Source organism: Marinomonas fungiae (assembly GCF_001418205.1).
Taxonomy (GTDB): Bacteria; Pseudomonadota; Gammaproteobacteria; order Pseudomonadales; family Marinomonadaceae; genus Marinomonas; species Marinomonas fungiae.
The window spans coordinates 69,102-86,037 of record NZ_LIQF01000010.1 but is presented as its reverse complement, the minus strand read 5'-3'; the positions used below and the strand labels follow the sequence as shown (position 1 = coordinate 86,037).

Genomic DNA, 16,936 nt, shown 5'->3' with positions numbered 1-16,936 from the left:
ACAACAATGGAACGTTTATCAGTCGATACAAATACCCCCTTTAAAATCTTCATTATGGTTATTGTTGTACTGCTTGTTGGCGTTTTTGGCATCAATGCAGCAATGGCCTCGAAGCGCTCAGATATGGCTTGGCAAGAAATTAGCAAAGGCGCCATGTTGATCGATGTACGCACCGCGCAAGAATTTAAGGCGGGGCACCTTAAAAATGCGATCAATATGCCACTTAGCACATTATCCAAATCCGCCAATCCAATCGACCGTAACACTCCCATCGTGGTCTACTGCCGCAGTGGTAGCCGTGCATCACATGCTAAACGTGAGCTATACGACATGGGCTTTGTAAATGTGTACAACGGTGGTGGCTTAGAGGAAATGCAAGCTTCAGAGCCATAGCAACAGCATAAAAAAAACCGATGCCGTAGCATCGGTTTTTTTTGCGTTTGGTAAACTAAATCTTAGTTCTGGTTTACAAAGTAATTCAAGATAAAGCTTGGTAGATCCGCCGTGTTCACCACTTCTTGTTCCATGGTGTCACGGTGACGCACGGTTACTGGCGCACCTTCTTGTTCAATAGTATCAAAGTCAACGGTGATACAAATCGGTGTGCCTACTTCGTCATGGCGACGGTAGCCTTTACCTACGTTACCAGTGTTCTCATAAAGAATACGACCAAGACCCAGTTTTTGTAGACGGTTCTTAATCGCTTTTGCGGCATCTACGATTTCAGGCTTGTTCTTCTTAAGTGGCAATACTGCAACCTTGATTGGCGCTAGGTGTGGCTTAAGTTTAAGAACTGTACGGCTGGTACCGTTTTCCAACTCTTCTTCTGTGTAGGCTTCTGTAAGAACTGCAAGTACACCACGATCTAGACCTGCAGAAGGCTCGATACAGAATGGAACTATCATCTTGTTTTCTTCAAGATCACGCACCGCTAGTTTAGTCGTAGAGTGTTCATTCTTCTTAACTTTGGCCGACAGACCGAATTCTTCTTGTGCTTTAGTGTGTGAGCCAAGATCGTAGTCAGTACGGTTTGCAACCCCTTCTAACTCTTCAAAACCATGTGGAAACTTGTACAAGATATCCACAGTTGCCTTTGAGTAGTGCGCAAGATCATCGCCAGTGACATGTTCAAATTCCATGTTTTCTTTGCCAAGACCTTGGTCCAGCCACCATTGTGTACGCAATTCAACCCACGTTTGGTGCCACTTTTCGTCTTCGCCAGGCTTACAGAAGAATTCCAGCTCCATTTGTTCAAATTCACGTACACGGAAAATGAAGTTACGTGGTGTGATTTCATTACGGAACGATTTACCAATTTGCGCGATACCAAATGGCAAAGCACGCGAAGTAGAATCCACAACGTTTTTAAAGTTGGTAAAAATACCCTGTGCCGTTTCTGGGCGTAGGTAGGTGTAAGACTCTTCGTTCACCATTGGGCCAACGTTAGTCTTGAACATCAAGTTGAAATCACGAGGCTCAGTCACATTCGTCGAGCCACAGTTATCACAAACTTTAATGTCTTTCATGTGGTCAGCACGCATACGTGATTTACATTCGTGACAGTCCACCATTGGGTCAGTGAATGTATCTTCGTGACCAGAGTATTTGTACACGTATTTGTTCTGGATGATTGCAGCGTCTAGGCCTTCTACGTCATCACGCTCGTAGACCATAGCGCGCCACCATGCCGCTTTAAGGTTGTTTTTTAGCTCAATACCTAATGGACCGTAGTCGTACGCACCTTGCATACCACCGTAAATCTCACTGCCTTGGAAAATAAATCCACGACGTTTACACAGGGAAACGAGTTCATCCATCGTTTTAGCTGGCATTTTCAACACACCTTAATTTGTTAATTTAGGAACGGCTGGCGCGCAACGGCGTAGCCGATAAAATAAGTTCGACATTGTACTCCGTGGCAATGATCGACTCAATGGCCCGAATAACTTGAGTAAAATTCGTTAAATGTGATGCGCTTCACATGCCTTAAGATCCAATCTGTTAGATAATACGTAATTCTTGTAAACCATTTTTACTTTTGGACATATTTCATGCGTAATTCATCGCGCTCGCTTATTAAAGTGTTAGGGGCTCTTGGACTGCTGCCATTTCTCGCCAGCACACTAACTTTCCACTTCGATTTCTATGGGCATGGCTTTCTCGCCCAATCCGTTTTCGTAGCTTACAGCGCTATCATTTTAAGCTTTTTAAGTGGTGCCATTTGGGGGCAGGTCCTAGAACAGCCTTTCCAAGCCAAGGGAAAGGCACTGTTGATCGGTAGTAACTTGGTGGCAATCTCGGCTTGGTGTGGCTTGTTGATTCAACAACCCCATATGTCCCTATTGTTGCTCTTGTGTGGCTATATCAGTATTTTTTGGTTAGAAGTCCGCTGGCTCAAACAAATTCGCCCAGATCAAAGCTTTTATCCAAACTTGCGTTTCATACTAACGACGCTGGTATGTGCGCTGCATTTATTAATGCTCTACCCTAGATTCTAAGGATGAATCATGGTTACTCTGTTCTATGATGGTCATTGCCCACTGTGCATGAAAGAGATTGCGATGCTACAACGCTACAATACCGAGCAGCGTTTGAAGCTGGTCGACATTCATAGTGAGGTATTCGACACCCTTTACCCACAAATCGACAAGCAAGCGGCTGACCGTTTGCTCCACGCGATTGACCATAATGGACAGTTATTAACAGGATTGGACGCCAATGTGGCAGTTTGGCAAGCGGTTGGGAAACACAAATGGCTAACCTTATTACGCTGGCCAGTGATTCGTTGGTTTGCTGATCGAGGTTATCTGTTGTTTGCCAAGCACCGCCATAAAATTTCGTTTTGGCTAACGGGTCAGAAACGTTGTGATGCTTGTGAAAAAGATGTTTGCCCGCCCCATGATTTGAAGTAAACAAATCAGCAATCCAAGCAACGTCCTTTCTACGTACTCATAATAACGTAGAAGGAGAATAAAATGCCTTACACAGCCATTGTTGTTGGTGCTGGCAGTAAAATTGCCCAAGCGATTATAGAGCAATTAATCGAAGCCCCAGACTGCCAACAAATCATAGCCATCAGTCGTCAGCAGACCTTTTCCAATGAAAAGGTAACGTCTTTTAACTGTGAATACACAGAAGCCTGTATCGAGCAACTGTGCTCTGGCCTCAAACTTAACTACCCCGTGGCATTCACATTTATCTGCCAAGGCATTTTGCATCAGGGCGAGTTACAGCCTGAACGTAAGATAGAAGCAATTAGCGCTGAAAATATGCGCAAAGTATTTGAAGCAAATACTGTCATCCCTTCTCTTTGGCTTAAATACCTCACACCTCACCTTAAAAGTACAGAGCCTTGTAAAGTGGTACTCTTCAGCGCTCGCATTGGCAGCATCAGCGACAACCAGCTGGGTGGTTGGTACAGCTACCGAGCATCTAAGGCGGCACTAAACATGATGGTTCAGACCTTTTCTGTGGAACTGGCTCGACGAGCCAAAAATATCAAATTGCTAGCCTTCCACCCAGGAACTACAGACACTCCATTATCTGAGCCTTTTCAAGGTTCGGTCCCTGAAGGCAAACTGTTCTCGCCCGAGTTTGTGGCGGCCCAGCTATTAAGCCTATTAGACGCTTTAGAAATAGATGGTAAAGCCAGTTACATGGACTGGAATCATCAGCCCATCTCCTGGTAGGACACTAAAGATTGTCGACAATACATCCTTAGAAAATATTTTTTAAACTAAGACCTAAGTCGAATTGTCGACAATCCTCCTTGATCTATACTCATTTTCACCCTATAAATGGTTTCATTGTAGACAACGAAGTAGGACATGAGCTTGGACAAGGTTACTCAAATCAAATCTGCCACCCTAACCGACGACTTAACACAACGCTTAACAGCGGAGATCGTTGAAGGTGTTTTACCACTCGGCAGCAAAATCTCAGAGCCTGAGCTGGCTAAGCGCTATGGTGTTTCCCGCGGGCCATTGCGCGAAGCCCTTGTGAAACTTGAAGCCTTAGGTTTGATTACCCGCACTGCCAATGTTGGTGCCCGCGTGATCGAGCTTAACATTGAAGACCTATTAGACATCTACACCTTACGTGAAGCAATGGAAGGCATGGCGGCTCGTTTAGCTGCTGAATTGATCAGCGAAGAAGAAGTGAATGAGCTTTATAAACTGCTAGACGATCACCAAGCCCACTTAGATGCCAACCAAGATGAGCACTATGTGAGCCAATATGGCAACGAAGACTTCCATTTACGCATCATTCAAGCCAGTCAAAACAAAAAACTGATTCGGGCGCTCACCCAAGATTTATATGCCACGATCAGAATGTATCGCCGTTACACAGCGGACTCCCGCCCTGACCCACGTCAGGCACTGCGTGAGCATAAAGCGATTTTAGATGCCGTCGCCAACCGAGAAGGCGATCTAGCAGAATTATTAATGCGTCGCCACATCAGTCGCGCGGCGAATCTTTTGAAGAAAGCGATGCTACAAAACAGCATCTCTCAGGGTAACACTGGCCAACCTTAGCCAATAGAAATGAGAAGTGAGGACCATATGACGTTAGCATCACCCGGCGCACGTTTTCGCCAAGCGATAAAAGACCATTCACCGCTACAAGTCGTTGGCACCGTCAACGCTTATTGCGCCATGATGGCTGAGCAAACTGGACATCATGCCATTTACCTATCTGGCGGCGGTGTTGCCAACGCTTCATACGGACTCCCCGATTTGGGCATGACCGATCTCAATGATGTTCTAGAGGATGTTCGTCGCATCACCGCTGCCAGTCAATTACCTTTATTAGTAGATATCGATACTGGTTTTGGTGGCGCATTCAATATCGCACGCACAATCCAGCAGATGGAAAAAGCGGGGGCAGCTGCCGTACACATCGAGGACCAAGTACAACAAAAACGCTGCGGCCATCGCCCCAATAAAGCGATTGTCAGCCAAGCGGAAATGGTCGACCGCATTAAAGCCTGCGTCGATGCACGTCAAGATGACAATTTCGTCATTATGGCACGTACCGACGCGTTAGCGGTTGAAGGTATGGACTCAGCGATCGAACGCGCCGTCGCCTGTGTTGAGGCTGGAGCTGACATGATCTTCCCAGAAGCCATGCTGACGCTTGAGCAATATCGTGAATTTGTGGACGCTGTGAAAGTACCAGTACTTGCCAACATTACTGAGTTTGGCGCCACCCCGCTGTTTAGCCGTGAAGAACTAGCCAGCGCAGGCGTCGACCTTGTGCTCTACCCTTTAAGCGCCTTCCGCGCTATGAACCAAGCCGCACTGAATGTTTACCAACACCTATTAAATGACGGCCACCAACGCAATGTGGTCGATACCATGCAAACCCGTATGGATTTGTACGATTTCTTGAATTACCACGATTACGAACAAAAGCTCGACGCGCTTTTTTCCAAGGACAAATAACACTTTAAAGATCATCTGAGATTCACAGTAGTAATCAAATCTCTCGCTAAAGAGACAAAGGCAAAGCGTCATGAGCGAAGCTAAGACGAGGCAAAAACAGACGAAAAAGCAGAGTTTATAACTATAAATGAGCATTTTGAGTCTGTTTTTAAAAAAGTATTGGCAAGCGCAGTAGCTTTACCAACGTCTCGAAAAATAAAAATGGAGATAAGTAATGGCTAAAGAACTATCAGGCGCAGGTCTTCGCGGCCAAAGCGCAGGGGAAACCGCTCTATGTACCGTCGGTAAAACGGGCTCCGGCCTGACCTACCGTGGCTACGATATCGAAGAGTTAGCAGACAAAGCCTGCTTTGAAGAAGTGGCCTACCTACTTCTATACGGCAAACTGCCAAACCAAGCAGAGCTTGATCATTATAAAACCAAGCTGATGAAGCTACGCGAGCTGCCGCAACCTTTGAAATCCGTCTTGGAGCTGATCCCAAAAGATGCTCACCCAATGGACGTGATGCGCACTGGCTGCTCATTTCTAGGTAACCTTGAAACCGAGACCGACTTTAGTCAGCAACAAGATGTAGCCGATCGCCTATTAGCGACTTTGCCTGCGATCATTTTGTATTGGTACCGCTTCAGCCATGACGGAGTACGCATCGATACACTCAACCCGTCGGTAAGCAGCCTAGCCGGCCATTTCTTAGCCATGCTGCACAGTGATACGCCTAACCCTCTGCATGAGAAAGTGATGAATGCATCGCTGATTCTCTATGCTGAACACGAATTCAACGCTTCAACGTTTACCGCACGTGTTTGTGCCTCCACTCTGTCCGACATGCATTCATGCATTACTGGGGGCATCGGTAGCCTTCGCGGCCCGCTGCACGGTGGTGCCAACGAAGCGGCGATGGATATGATTGAGCCTTGGCAAACACCAGATGAAGCAGAAAGTGCAATCATGGGAATGCTGGCTAATAAAGAGAAAATCATGGGCTTTGGCCACGCCATTTACCGTGAGCGCGACCCTCGTAATGACATCATTAAAAAGTGGTCAAAGAAACTGTCTGAAGAAGTGGGGGATACCCAACTGTATGCCGTTTCCGAGCGCTGCGAAGAAGTTATGTGGCGTGAAAAGAAGCTGTTCTGTAACGCCGATTTCTTCCACGCCAGCGCCTACCGTTTTATGGGCATTCCAACCAAATTGTTTACCCCAATCTTCGTATGTTCACGGGTCACAGGTTGGGCGTCTCATGTGATGGAGCAACGTGCCAATAACCGCATCATTCGCCCAAGCGCCGACTACATTGGCCCTGAGAAAGCCACTTGGGTGGATATTGCAGATCGAGACTAATTAGAACGAGAGATTGCATGCTTTTGCAAGACGCCCCATCCGACCGGCGTAAAAGCATCAAGCTCGAAGCTCAACAGAATTAGCAGACAAGGGGCTTATGCCTTTTCCTAGCGTCAGGATGACGCGCAAGCGCGTTGGGGCAGGACGCCCCATCCAAGCGAGGAAAAGGCTAAGCACCGAGACATAGACAACAAAACCTAGTGTAAGAGGCCTTTCAACACGCTACACCGGGCGCATAATCGTCTCTGATAAAGCGCCCTCTTGCGCCATCCATGGCGCGTGTTTAAGAGTGTTTGAAAGTCACATTGATGCCTCTCACCGATGGAAAGAGCCAAAAGAATCAGAGGAACCACCATGAGTGCAAATGTCGATTTAAATAACCGCCCTGAATACGATCAGGTGATCCAAGATATCGCGGATTATGTTTTAAACTTCAAGATTGAAAGCCAAGAGGCGCTAGATACTGCCCGTAACTGTTTGATGGACACACTAGGTTGCGGCCTGTTAGCACTGCGCTTCCCAGAATGTACTAAGCACCTTGGTCCTATGGTGCAAGGCACAGTGGTACCAAATGGTGCGCGCGTACCGGGTACGTCGTTTGCGCTGGATCCAGTGAAAGCCGCTTGGGACATTGGTTGTATCATTCGTTGGTTGGATTATAACGATACCTGGTTGGCAGCAGAATGGGGCCATCCATCGGATAACTTAGGCGGTATTTTGGCGGTAGCGGATCACCTATCTCAAGTACGTGTTTCGCGTGGTGAGTCACCATTGACCATGCGCGAAGTGCTAGAAGGTATGGTCATGGCGCACGAGATCCAAGGTGTGATCGCGCTAGAAAACTCTTTCAACCGAGTAGGTCTATGCCACGTGCTATTGGTTCGAGTCGCGTCCTCTGCGGTGGTTGCAAAAATGATGGGGGGGAATCGTGAGCAAATCATGGCGGCCATTTCCCAAGCTTGGGTCGATGGTTCAGCGCTTCGTACTTACCGTCATGCGCCAAATGCGGGCTCACGTAAATCTTGGGCGGCGGGCGATGCCACGTCTCGAGCAGTACGTTTAGCCGATATGTCTTTGCGTGGTGAAATGGGTATTCCTGGTGTGTTAACGGCACCACAGTGGGGCTTCTACGATGTGTCTTTCTCTAAGACAAACAAAGATCAACAACTCAAATCACCTGAGGATCGTGAATTCAAGTTTACCCAAGACTACAGCACTTACGTAATGGAAAACGTACTGTTTAAAATCTCGTTCCCAGCGGAGTTCCATGCCCAAACCGCCGCAGAAGCGGCGGTAACATTGCATCCGAAGGTGAAGGATCGTTTGGATCAAATCGAGAAGATTGTCATCCGCACTCACGAATCGGCCATTCGTATCATCTCTAAAGTTGGCCCATTGGCGAATGCCGCCGACCGTGATCACTGTCTACAATACATGGCTGCAGTGCCGTTAGCGTTTGGCAACTTGGTCGCAGAGCATTACGAAGATGACTTCCATGCGACCAATCCAATCATTGATGAGCTACGCGAAAAAATGGAGATTGTCGAAGACGAACGCTTCACCCGTGAATACCTTGAAGCGGACAAACGCTCTATTGCCAATGCGATTCAAGTGTTCTTCAAAGATGGCTCTTCTACTGAGGAAGTGGTTGTAGAATACCCAATTGGTCACCGCCGTCGCCGTGAAGAAGGTATTCCATTATTAGAGAAGAAATTCAAAGCCAACTTGGCAACGCGTTTCCCATCGGCTCGTAGCCACTATATTTTTGAACTATGTAAGAACCAATCTGAACTAGAAAAAACAGCCGTTCATAAGTTTATGGACTTGTTTGTAATTTAAGCCTCCATGACACCGATTTGATCTATATCAAATCGGTGTCATTTTAGTTTTTAACATTAATCTAAAAAAAATCTTCAGAACAACCTAATAAACCTTAGCCATCAATGGTTTAATAAGAAAGCCCATCTGAAACGTAACATTTCGTAAGTATATGTAAGCAAGATTACACCTTGCTTGTGGTAGACCCCCCTTCTTCTGTATATAAACTTCCGCAATAACAAATAAAACCGGACTCGTTTTATCAAAGGACTCACCCTCGTATGCTTACTCGCTTTCGCTTATTGTCCCTGCCTGCCCAGCTTGCCACAGGGGCTCTATTGGCCATCATAGTTATCTTTCTCGTATTGATTGCAGCCATTGATTTTCTGTTCCAGAAGCAGATCGCAGAAGTGGTCACCGACCACCAACTGACGGAAATTAAACTGGTTGCTCATGAACTTGAGAGTCAGTATCAAAATATCAACAGGTCTCTGGATCACTCTTCTAACTACGTCAATAGCGAACTAGGACTGGCCATTGAAAAGCAAGGGGACTCATGGCTATGGGGGGGCACGTCTCTTTCTAAAGCAACATCCGAGCTAAATAGAATTAAAAGTAATGTGCAGGCAGATATTGTACTAATGAAGCCTACAACTGATGGCTATCAAGTCATTGCATCAACGTCTAATGAGCTACAGGGCAACCTTAAGCTTTCAAGAAACGTCTTTTCTGGCAAGCTGACTCTGGGCGAACAGGACTATATGGTGCATGTGCAATCACTATCCACACAGTCAGAGTTAGTCTTTATGATTGCCGTGCCTTTAAACTTCATTTTGCAAGACATTCGCGACAATCTAAATAATATAACCATTGGTAAGCGTGGTTACATCTACGTTGTAGATAACGGTGTTAATAAAGGTAAGCTGATTGCTCATCCAAGTGAAGCGGTTTTAAGTAAGAATGTGTTTGAACTGTTTCCGAGTGCACGCCCTGCTTTTGAGTCTATGTACCAAAGTCAAACCGGAGTCGCAAATTACACCATTCAAGTAGCGGGACAAGACAGCGCAGCAGAAGAATCAAAAGTCATTTTCCATAAAGTTGAAGGTTTTGATTGGGTCGTCGCGATCAAAACCTACTCAGCAGAATACGATGAAGAAATCATGGCAATTCTATTCTTCATTATGGGAATTTGTGCGGCTGCGGCCATTACCTTAGCCATCATTCTTTGGTTCTACATTCGCTCGTCACTACAACCTTTACGAGACATCACTCAAGGTGTTAAAGAAATCGGTGAAGGAAAACTAAGTTACCGTTTTAAAGATACCGTTAGCCCAATCAGCCACAATGAAACCCACAAGTTGCAGTTATCCGTACAAAGTATGCGTGACGGTCTGATTGAATTAATTAAAGCCGTACAATCAAGCAGTCATCAATTACATACCTCCGCACAGAACATTACCTCTTCCAACGAGCTGCTTATCTCCAGCGCTACTATCGGCTCTAACTCATGTGCTCAAGTCGCAGCGGCAGTGGAACAGATGTCTGCATCCATTGAGGAAGTAGCCCATAGCTCTACCGATGTTTCGGAAGAAACCGTTTCAGTAAACGCCGCAACAGAGCAGGGTTATCAAGCGACGCAAAGGGTCGAACAAACGGTTGCCAACCTTTCCACCTCATTTGAGAATGCGGCCAAAACCATTCAAGAAGTAGAATTAAGTACGGAAAACATTGGTAGCGTGGTAAATGTTATTAATGAAATCGCTGAGCAAACCAATCTTCTTGCCCTGAATGCTGCTATTGAAGCGGCTAGAGCTGGCGAACAGGGACGAGGCTTTGCCGTCGTGGCTGATGAAGTACGAGTGCTGGCACAGCGTACTCAACAATCTACCGAAGAAATTAAGCAAGTAGTAGAACGGCTCCAGTCAGGCAGCCGTGTCGCAGTGAATACTATGCAACAAGGCCGCGACCAAGTCGCAAACTGTGTCGAACAAGCAACTTTTGCAGGTAGCTTGTTAAGCGGTATCACAAAGTCTATGGGCGCCGTCGCACAGGGTATTGCCAATGTAGCAGCCTCGACCGAGGAGCAAAGCGTAACCGCAACACAAATTCGAGGTAATGCGGAAGAACTTCACGGCATTGCCAACCAGACTTTCTCAGAGGCTCAGAACTCCCTCAAAGAAAGTCAGCGAATCAATCGTTTAGCAGAAGAGCTTAGACAAAATCTGATTCGTTTTAGTTTATAGGTACACTGCTAGCCTCTTGATTTGTATATAGATCAAGGGCTTTCAACTTGTCCCTAGCCAGAACCTAGGTATCATGCAGAGAGGTCTACATTGTGTAGGCTTCTTTGCATGAATATCAGGAATCAGTATGTCTGCTCAGCCCACTTCTCAACGCCAGTGCGTTCTCAGCTACTCGACTCTAGAAGAGGCATTGCAGCGCTTTAGTGCACTCTGCACGGGGCTTGATAAGTGCCTGCTGGTCACGCACAGTCCAGAGTGCATTACCTCTTGCAACGCTATCCAGCAAATTAATTTCAATGCTTTACAGCGGCAGCTGGGCAATAGCTATGATGCTATTCTGTTGGACTTATCCGCAGGTCTACACTTGTCTGCGCTTTCAATTCTCGCTGGCACGTTACGAGGTGGCGGCTTACTTGTCTTGCACCTTGGCGACGCTTGGCTGGCTCAAGAAGACTTAGAATTGGCGCGTTTTATCCCATGGCCATTGGAAAGTCATCAGATTCAAAGTACTTATAAAGCGTTTTTCTGGCAGGCGCTTCACGCCGAGCAGTCACCTTTTAGCGAAACTTGGCCAAGTACAGTGTGGCCTTATCAGGCCACTCAAACAGGATTAACCGCCCCTCAGCAGCTGTTTGTTAAGCAGGTGTTAGGTGATCTCAAAAGCTCACATATATTGCTAGCCCCGAGAGGACGTGGAAAATCCTTTGCTCTGGCGGAGCTGATCTACCAAGCGCAAGAGCAAGGTTTACAATGCGCCTGTACGGCATCCAGCACTTTTAACCTCAGTACCTTAGCGGAGCACTATCAAGAGCTGAGCCTTAGTTGTGTCCCCTTCTTTGCCCCCGACGCATTACTGCAAAACGAACAGTCGTATGACTTATTAGTAGTCGATGAAGCCGCCAGCATTCCTCTGCCGATGCTAGATGCCATGTTAAATAAAGCTCGTTGCGTCGTTTTTAGCAGTACTGATTATGGCTACGAAGGCTCTGGACGTGGTTTTGGTATCCGCTTTCGACAGCAATTTAAGTCTGAGCAACGAAGCTGCCAAGAGCATCATTTGCTAGAACCGTTGCGCTGGGGGGAAAATGACCCATTGGAGCGTTGGTTGGACCAGCTTTTGTACCAAGACTACCAAACTGAATGCCGCCTGGATCAATGCCCAAGCTATGTGACAGGCGCTCAATGGCTACAGCATCCTACGCTTTTGGATCAAGCCTTTGCTTTATTAGTGAACGCCCACTATCAAACCACACCCGAAAATAAGCGTTGGCTGGTCGACGATCCGAGCGTTATCACCTTTTGCCAATACCAAGAACAGACGCTAGTCGGCGTCGCACTGGTGAGTATAGAAGGCAAGCTTCCTGATGAGCTTGCTTTAGAGGTCATGCAAGGGCGTCGTCGCCCACGTGGTCACCTACTGCCGCAGTCATTGCTCGCGCACGAAGGGATTGCCAATGCCGGACGTTATCAATACTGGCGTGTCAGTCGTATCGCCATTGCCCCAAAGTACCAGCGTCAAGGTCTCGGTAGCCAACTACTGGGAAGTATTGAGCATGTTGCCACTTCGAAAAAAGCCGATTTTCTCTGCACCAGCTTCGCTGCCACCGCTGACGTGGTGAACTTTTGGCAACAAAATAACTTTATCTCAGTACGCCTAGGCACGGCACAGGACCAAGCCAGCGGTGCTTACTCATTAATGATGCTCAAAGGCTTAAACGACCTCAGCAAGTCCCTTGGACAACAATGGTCAGTTTGCTTTGCTGAAAATTGGATTACCACCTTGCCGCTGCATCTGCGTGATTTGCCAGCAGACTTGATGGTTGCAATCAGCCATACCTTTACGATGGGGGAAAACCCACACATTCCCAAATTAACAGCAAAAGATGTATCGGATTTGACCTATTTTTGTGAACATCACCGCCCCTACGACGCCATCCGAGCTCAACTTTTACGCCTAACAATGGAGCGATTAGCTCACCAATCGTTCCGATTAAATTGCTCCAAAGACTTGCTATTACTGGGTTGTGGCTTAAATCTAGTCAGTGAGCAATCCGCTCAATCATTAGGCCTAAGTGGAAAAAAAGCATTTTATCAACATCTTAAACAGCTGATCTCAGACGCTCTAATACAGATAAAATAATGGGTGAATTTCCACCCATTACTTTTAGATAGTTGGCGGAATACCGCTTACGCTTTCAATTCAAACATTACTTACAAAAACTACAAAAAATAAAAAATATCTTAAAATCATACACTTAAATATTTTTCAAAGAATTGGCACGGATTGTGTAATAAGTACGGACAGCAACAACCAAATTGCGTTGCCTGCTTGGTCATGACCAAGCTAACAATAATAAATACTCAAATTTGGAGTCATACACATGAAAAAAATCAGCCTTGCACTAACGACTGCTGCATTAGCATTCACTGCAACAACCGCTTCAGCTAACTGTGATTCTGGCGAGCGCGTTGTAAAATTTAGTCACGTAACAGGTGGTACAACTCACCCGAAAGTGGTTGCAGCGAACAACTTTGCCGAGCGCGTAAATAAGGAAATGAATGGCAAACTATGTATCGAAGTATTTCCTAACTCGACATTGTTTGGTGATTCCAAAGAGCTTGAAGCGCTTCTACTAGGTGACGTACAACTACTGGCTCCTTCCCTATCCAAATTCGGTTCTTACACTCCGAAATACGGCGTATTCGATCTACCATTTATCTTTAAAGATATGGATGCTGCTATCCGCTTTACCAAAACACCTGAAGGTAAAGACCTGCTTACTGAAATGGACGACTACGCTGGTTTCGTAGGTCTAGGTTACTGGATGTCTGGTATGAAGTATTTCTCTGCCAACAAGCCTCTGGTCGTTCCTAGTGATGCCAAAGGCCTAAAATTCCGTGTCCAAACCTCTGATGTTGCAAAACAAATGATCGCAGCGATGGGCGCTTCTCCGCAAGCAATGGCTTTCTCAGAAGTTTACGGCGCACTACAGACGGGTGTAGTAGATGGACAGGAAAACACTTGGTCTAACATTTACACTAAGAAATTCTACGAAGTACAAGACAGCATCACTGAGACTAACCATCAGTTGCTAGCCTACTTGTTTATGACCTCTTCTGAGTTCCTAGAAAGCCTAAGCGATGAAGACCGTGCGCAATTCTTGGCAATCGCTGACGAAGTTACGCAAGAAGCCAACGAGTCTGTAAAGCAAGCTGAAGCCGCTAACCGTGAAAACATCCTAAAAGCAGGCGGTAAGATCATTACCCTAACACCAGAACAACGCGCTGAGTGGGTTGAAACCATGAAACCTGTTTGGAGTCAGTTCGAGGATGATATCGGTAAAGACCTGATCGACGCAGCCGCTGGTGCGTAAGCACTACACACCCGAGCAGCAATGCTAGCTCCTTTTGCTAGGAGCTAGCCCTTTCGAGCCTTTCACATTGCTTTGACACACCCGTGAGAATTGGTGTGAAAGGCCTTTTTACGCTGCATTTCGATGTTTAGGAGTCCCCCATGGCATACTGGCCCCATTTATACTTACTAATATTTATTCTAGCCCTATGGGTTTTAGAAAAGCGTTTTCCAAAATTCATGGAACGATTGGAAGAAAACCTACTGATTCTTGTTATTTCTTCAATCATGGTTGTTTCATTCGGCCAGGTGATTGCTCGCTATGCCTTTAACACAGGTTGGGTAGCTGCACTTGAGTTCAATACCGTGATGTTCTCATGGCTGATCCTACTCGGTATGAGCTACGGTATTAAAACAGGTGGGCACCTTGGGGTGGATATTCTCCTCAATGCAGTTCCTAAAGGCACAGCAAAAGTGCTTTCACTAATAGGTGCTGCCTGCGCCTTTTTATACGGTCTAATCCTACTAGACTCTACATGGGTAGCATTGCTCGGTATTGACGTTAAAGGCGGAGCCATTGAGTACTGGTACAAAATGTGGCGCATTGGCCTTGGTCAAGAGGAACTTCGCTACCCAGCTTTCATGATTGAAATATTTGACCTCAAACCGCGTGTACACCGTTGGTTAGTACTGGTGATTCTGCCAATCAGTTTGGCGTTATTGTCTTATCGTTCTCTACAAGCCTTTTGGGCCATCGCAACAGGCAAGCGTGAAATGTTGATCAGTGGTCACGAAGCGCAAGAGCTTGTTGAAGAGAACAAAGGCGCATTAAAAGACTAATTGGTTAGGAGCGTATCGTGGAAGCATTAATTTTATTCGGATTGGTACTGACTCTGCTCTTTATCGGGCTACCAGTTGGTATTTCTTTGGGCTTATCGTCCATCTTATTTATCACCTTTTTCTCCCATGACTCTTTGTCATCGGTGGCAATTTCGTTATTTGGTGCAGGCCAGCACTACACCTTGTTAGCGATTCCATTCTTTATCTTGGCGTCGTCATTTATGTCGACCGGTGGTGTGGCAAAGCGTTTGATTAACTTTGCCATTGCATCCGTAGGTCACTTCCGTGGTGGTCTAGCCATGGCTTCTGTTTTGGCATGTATGATGTTCGCAGCCCTATCTGGTTCATCACCTGCAACGGTTGTAGCGATCGGTACGATTGCCATTGCGGGTATGCGCCAAGTGGGTTACTCAAAAGAGTTCGCCTCAGGCATCATCGCTAACGCAGGTACTTTGGGTATCTTGATCCCGCCCTCTATCGTAATGGTAGTTTACGCCGCGGCAACCGATGTATCCGTAGGCCGTATGTTCTTGGCAGGTGTTATTCCAGGTTTAATGGCCGGCGGTATGTTAATGCTGGCGATCTATGTTGTCGCTCGTATTAAAAACCTTCCAGCGGAAGAGTGGAAAGGTTTTGGTAACCTGATCCGCGGCGGTAAGGATGCAGGCTGGGGGCTATTCCTAATCGTGATCATCATGGGCGGTATCTACGGTGGTGCTTTCACGCCAACCGAAGCTGCTGTGGTAGCAGCCGTGTACTCTATGTTCATCGCGCTGTTCGTGTACCGTGATATGGGACCACTAAAAGGCCAAACATGGACCAATGATAGCGATGCGCCAGCGGCGCGCGTCGGCTTTAACGGTACGGTATACGGTGTGTCATTCTTCCTAGTGTGGGAAATCATGTCGTTCTTCGCTTTCTCTGGTAGCGAAACGGTGACAGCGGGAACACGTGCTCTGATTGGTCTTGTACTGTCTGCTATTTTAGCCTTGTTCTACGTTTCTAAACGTGGCGCGAAACTAGACGACAGCATTGTCTGCTGCATCGCTCAAGGTATGCCAATTTGGGGCCGCAACTTCTCAATGATGGCACGCGGTTTCTTCCCTGCTCTGTTTGGTGATGAAACTCGTAAGACTATGTTGGAAGGTACTAAGACCACCATTATGCTGATGTTCATCATCGCTAACGCGCTACTGTTCGCCCACACACTGTCTGCAGAGCGTATTCCACAAGCGATCACTGAATGGATGTTAGGGGTTGGTTTTAACTGGTTTACCTTCCTCATCGCGGTAAACGTTCTACTGTTGATCGGTGGTCAGTTTATGGAGCCATCAGGCCTGCTAGTCATCGTTGCGCCAGTGGTCTTCCCTATCGCGATGGAGCTGGGTGTGGATCCAATTCACTTAGGTATCATCATGGTGGTGAACATGGAGATCGGTATGATTACGCCACCGATAGGTTTAAACCTATTCGTGACCTCCGGGATCACAGGTATGAGCTTGGCACGCGTGGTAAAAGCAGCCATGCCATTTGTTGCGGTACTATTTGTGTTCTTGATCCTAGTAACTTACATCCCTGCACTATCGACTGCGCTACCGTACGCAATCATGGGACCAGAGATCGTTCAATAATCCTTTTATGACACTAGCTGTTGTCATGCTTAAGCGCCCCTAGGGGCGCTTTTTTTTGACCGCTATGTTCATAGCGCTCCTTATACATTTGATGCACTACACACTGTTATCATCGGTCGCATTATGTTTAGCATCGCGATGTGCTTTGGTGTAATAGGAATAGAGCAGCCCTCTTACAAGAGCTAATTTTTCTCATGCACTCGAGTCTAGCGTGATTATAAAGCCCAACTACCTTAGTCCCTTAGTCCCTTAGTCCCTTAGTCCCT

14 protein-coding genes are annotated in these 16,936 nt (G+C 46.6%); 13 read left to right on the top strand and 1 reads right to left on the bottom strand.

Annotated elements, in window-relative coordinates:
- Positions 1 to 6 precede the first annotated feature (6 nt).
- Entirely contained in the window at positions 7 to 393 is a 387-nt protein-coding gene (locus ASC49_RS14455; RefSeq protein ID WP_055463957.1) for a rhodanese-like domain-containing protein, read from the top strand.
- 62 nt (positions 394 to 455) lie between these two features.
- Here ASC49_RS14455 and ASC49_RS14450 read toward each other — a convergent pair whose 3' ends face one another.
- Positions 456 to 1,832, bottom strand: a complete 1,377-nt coding sequence (locus ASC49_RS14450) for a glycine--tRNA ligase (protein WP_055463956.1) — start codon at positions 1,830 to 1,832, stop codon at positions 456 to 458.
- Positions 1,833 to 2,051: 219 nt separating this feature from the next.
- Here ASC49_RS14450 and ASC49_RS14445 point away from each other — a divergent pair, with 219 nt between their 5' ends.
- From ASC49_RS14445 to ASC49_RS14390, 12 genes are all read left to right on the top strand, one after another.
- A complete protein-coding gene (locus ASC49_RS14445; RefSeq protein WP_055463955.1) occupies positions 2,052 to 2,498 on the top strand; it encodes a DUF3429 domain-containing protein in 447 nt (148 codons plus the stop codon).
- A 9-nt stretch (positions 2,499 to 2,507) separates the two neighbouring features.
- Positions 2,508 to 2,912 (top strand): thiol-disulfide oxidoreductase DCC family protein, encoded by a 405-nt coding sequence (locus ASC49_RS14440; RefSeq protein WP_055463954.1) that lies wholly within the window; start codon positions 2,508 to 2,510, stop codon positions 2,910 to 2,912.
- 63 nt (positions 2,913 to 2,975) lie between these two features.
- Positions 2,976 to 3,689: an SDR family NAD(P)-dependent oxidoreductase gene (locus ASC49_RS14435; RefSeq protein WP_055463953.1), complete on the top strand. Its 714-nt coding sequence runs from the start codon at positions 2,976 to 2,978 to the stop codon at positions 3,687 to 3,689.
- A gap of 144 nt (positions 3,690 to 3,833) precedes the next feature.
- Positions 3,834 to 4,535, top strand: a complete 702-nt coding sequence (locus tag ASC49_RS14430) for a GntR family transcriptional regulator (RefSeq protein WP_245624730.1) — start codon at positions 3,834 to 3,836, stop codon at positions 4,533 to 4,535.
- Positions 4,536 to 4,562: 27 nt separating this feature from the next.
- Positions 4,563 to 5,444, top strand: a complete 882-nt coding sequence (prpB, locus tag ASC49_RS14425; protein WP_055463951.1) for a methylisocitrate lyase — start codon at positions 4,563 to 4,565, stop codon at positions 5,442 to 5,444.
- 214 nt (positions 5,445 to 5,658) lie between these two features.
- On the top strand, positions 5,659 to 6,786 hold the full coding sequence (gene prpC, locus ASC49_RS14420; protein WP_055463950.1) for a bifunctional 2-methylcitrate synthase/citrate synthase: 1,128 nt from the start codon (positions 5,659 to 5,661) through the stop codon (positions 6,784 to 6,786).
- 354 nt (positions 6,787 to 7,140) lie between these two features.
- On the top strand, positions 7,141 to 8,625 hold the full coding sequence (gene prpD, locus ASC49_RS14415) for a 2-methylcitrate dehydratase (RefSeq protein WP_055463949.1): 1,485 nt from the start codon (positions 7,141 to 7,143) through the stop codon (positions 8,623 to 8,625).
- 260 nt (positions 8,626 to 8,885) lie between these two features.
- Positions 8,886 to 10,847: a methyl-accepting chemotaxis protein gene (locus ASC49_RS14410; protein WP_055463948.1), complete on the top strand. Its 1,962-nt coding sequence runs from the start codon at positions 8,886 to 8,888 to the stop codon at positions 10,845 to 10,847.
- Positions 10,848 to 10,974: 127 nt separating this feature from the next.
- Positions 10,975 to 12,987, top strand: a complete 2,013-nt coding sequence (locus ASC49_RS14405) for a GNAT family N-acetyltransferase (protein ID WP_055463947.1) — start codon at positions 10,975 to 10,977, stop codon at positions 12,985 to 12,987.
- A gap of 241 nt (positions 12,988 to 13,228) precedes the next feature.
- Complete coding sequence (locus ASC49_RS14400) at positions 13,229 to 14,221, top strand: TRAP transporter substrate-binding protein (protein ID WP_055463946.1); 993 nt, start codon at positions 13,229 to 13,231, stop codon at positions 14,219 to 14,221.
- A 140-nt stretch (positions 14,222 to 14,361) separates the two neighbouring features.
- The gene (locus ASC49_RS14395) at positions 14,362 to 15,039 is read left to right on the top strand and encodes a TRAP transporter small permease (protein ID WP_055463945.1); all 678 of its coding nucleotides are present in this window, start codon (positions 14,362 to 14,364) and stop codon (positions 15,037 to 15,039) included.
- A gap of 17 nt (positions 15,040 to 15,056) precedes the next feature.
- Complete coding sequence (locus ASC49_RS14390; protein ID WP_055463944.1) at positions 15,057 to 16,670, top strand: TRAP transporter large permease; 1,614 nt, start codon at positions 15,057 to 15,059, stop codon at positions 16,668 to 16,670.
- Positions 16,671 to 16,936: the final 266 nt, after the last annotated feature.

What these genes read in the sequence shown, in the direction of transcription:
- ASC49_RS14455 (WP_055463957.1), top strand. Translation starts at nt 7, where the DNA reads ATGGAACGTTTATCAGTCGATACAAATACCCCCTTTAAAATCTTCATT.
- ASC49_RS14445 (WP_055463955.1), top strand. Translation starts at nt 2,052, where the DNA reads ATGCGTAATTCATCGCGCTCGCTTATTAAAGTGTTAGGGGCTCTTGGA.
- prpD (WP_055463949.1), top strand. Translation starts at nt 7,141, where the DNA reads ATGAGTGCAAATGTCGATTTAAATAACCGCCCTGAATACGATCAGGTG.
- prpB (WP_055463951.1), top strand. Translation starts at nt 4,563, where the DNA reads ATGACGTTAGCATCACCCGGCGCACGTTTTCGCCAAGCGATAAAAGAC.
- ASC49_RS14400 (WP_055463946.1), top strand. Translation starts at nt 13,229, where the DNA reads ATGAAAAAAATCAGCCTTGCACTAACGACTGCTGCATTAGCATTCACT.
- ASC49_RS14435 (WP_055463953.1), top strand. Translation starts at nt 2,976, where the DNA reads ATGCCTTACACAGCCATTGTTGTTGGTGCTGGCAGTAAAATTGCCCAA.
- ASC49_RS14450 (WP_055463956.1), bottom strand. Translation starts at nt 1,832, where the DNA reads ATGCCAGCTAAAACGATGGATGAACTCGTTTCCCTGTGTAAACGTCGT.
- prpC (WP_055463950.1), top strand. Translation starts at nt 5,659, where the DNA reads ATGGCTAAAGAACTATCAGGCGCAGGTCTTCGCGGCCAAAGCGCAGGG.
- ASC49_RS14405 (WP_055463947.1), top strand. Translation starts at nt 10,975, where the DNA reads ATGTCTGCTCAGCCCACTTCTCAACGCCAGTGCGTTCTCAGCTACTCG.
- ASC49_RS14410 (WP_055463948.1), top strand. Translation starts at nt 8,886, where the DNA reads ATGCTTACTCGCTTTCGCTTATTGTCCCTGCCTGCCCAGCTTGCCACA.
- ASC49_RS14395 (WP_055463945.1), top strand. Translation starts at nt 14,362, where the DNA reads ATGGCATACTGGCCCCATTTATACTTACTAATATTTATTCTAGCCCTA.
- ASC49_RS14440 (WP_055463954.1), top strand. Translation starts at nt 2,508, where the DNA reads ATGGTTACTCTGTTCTATGATGGTCATTGCCCACTGTGCATGAAAGAG.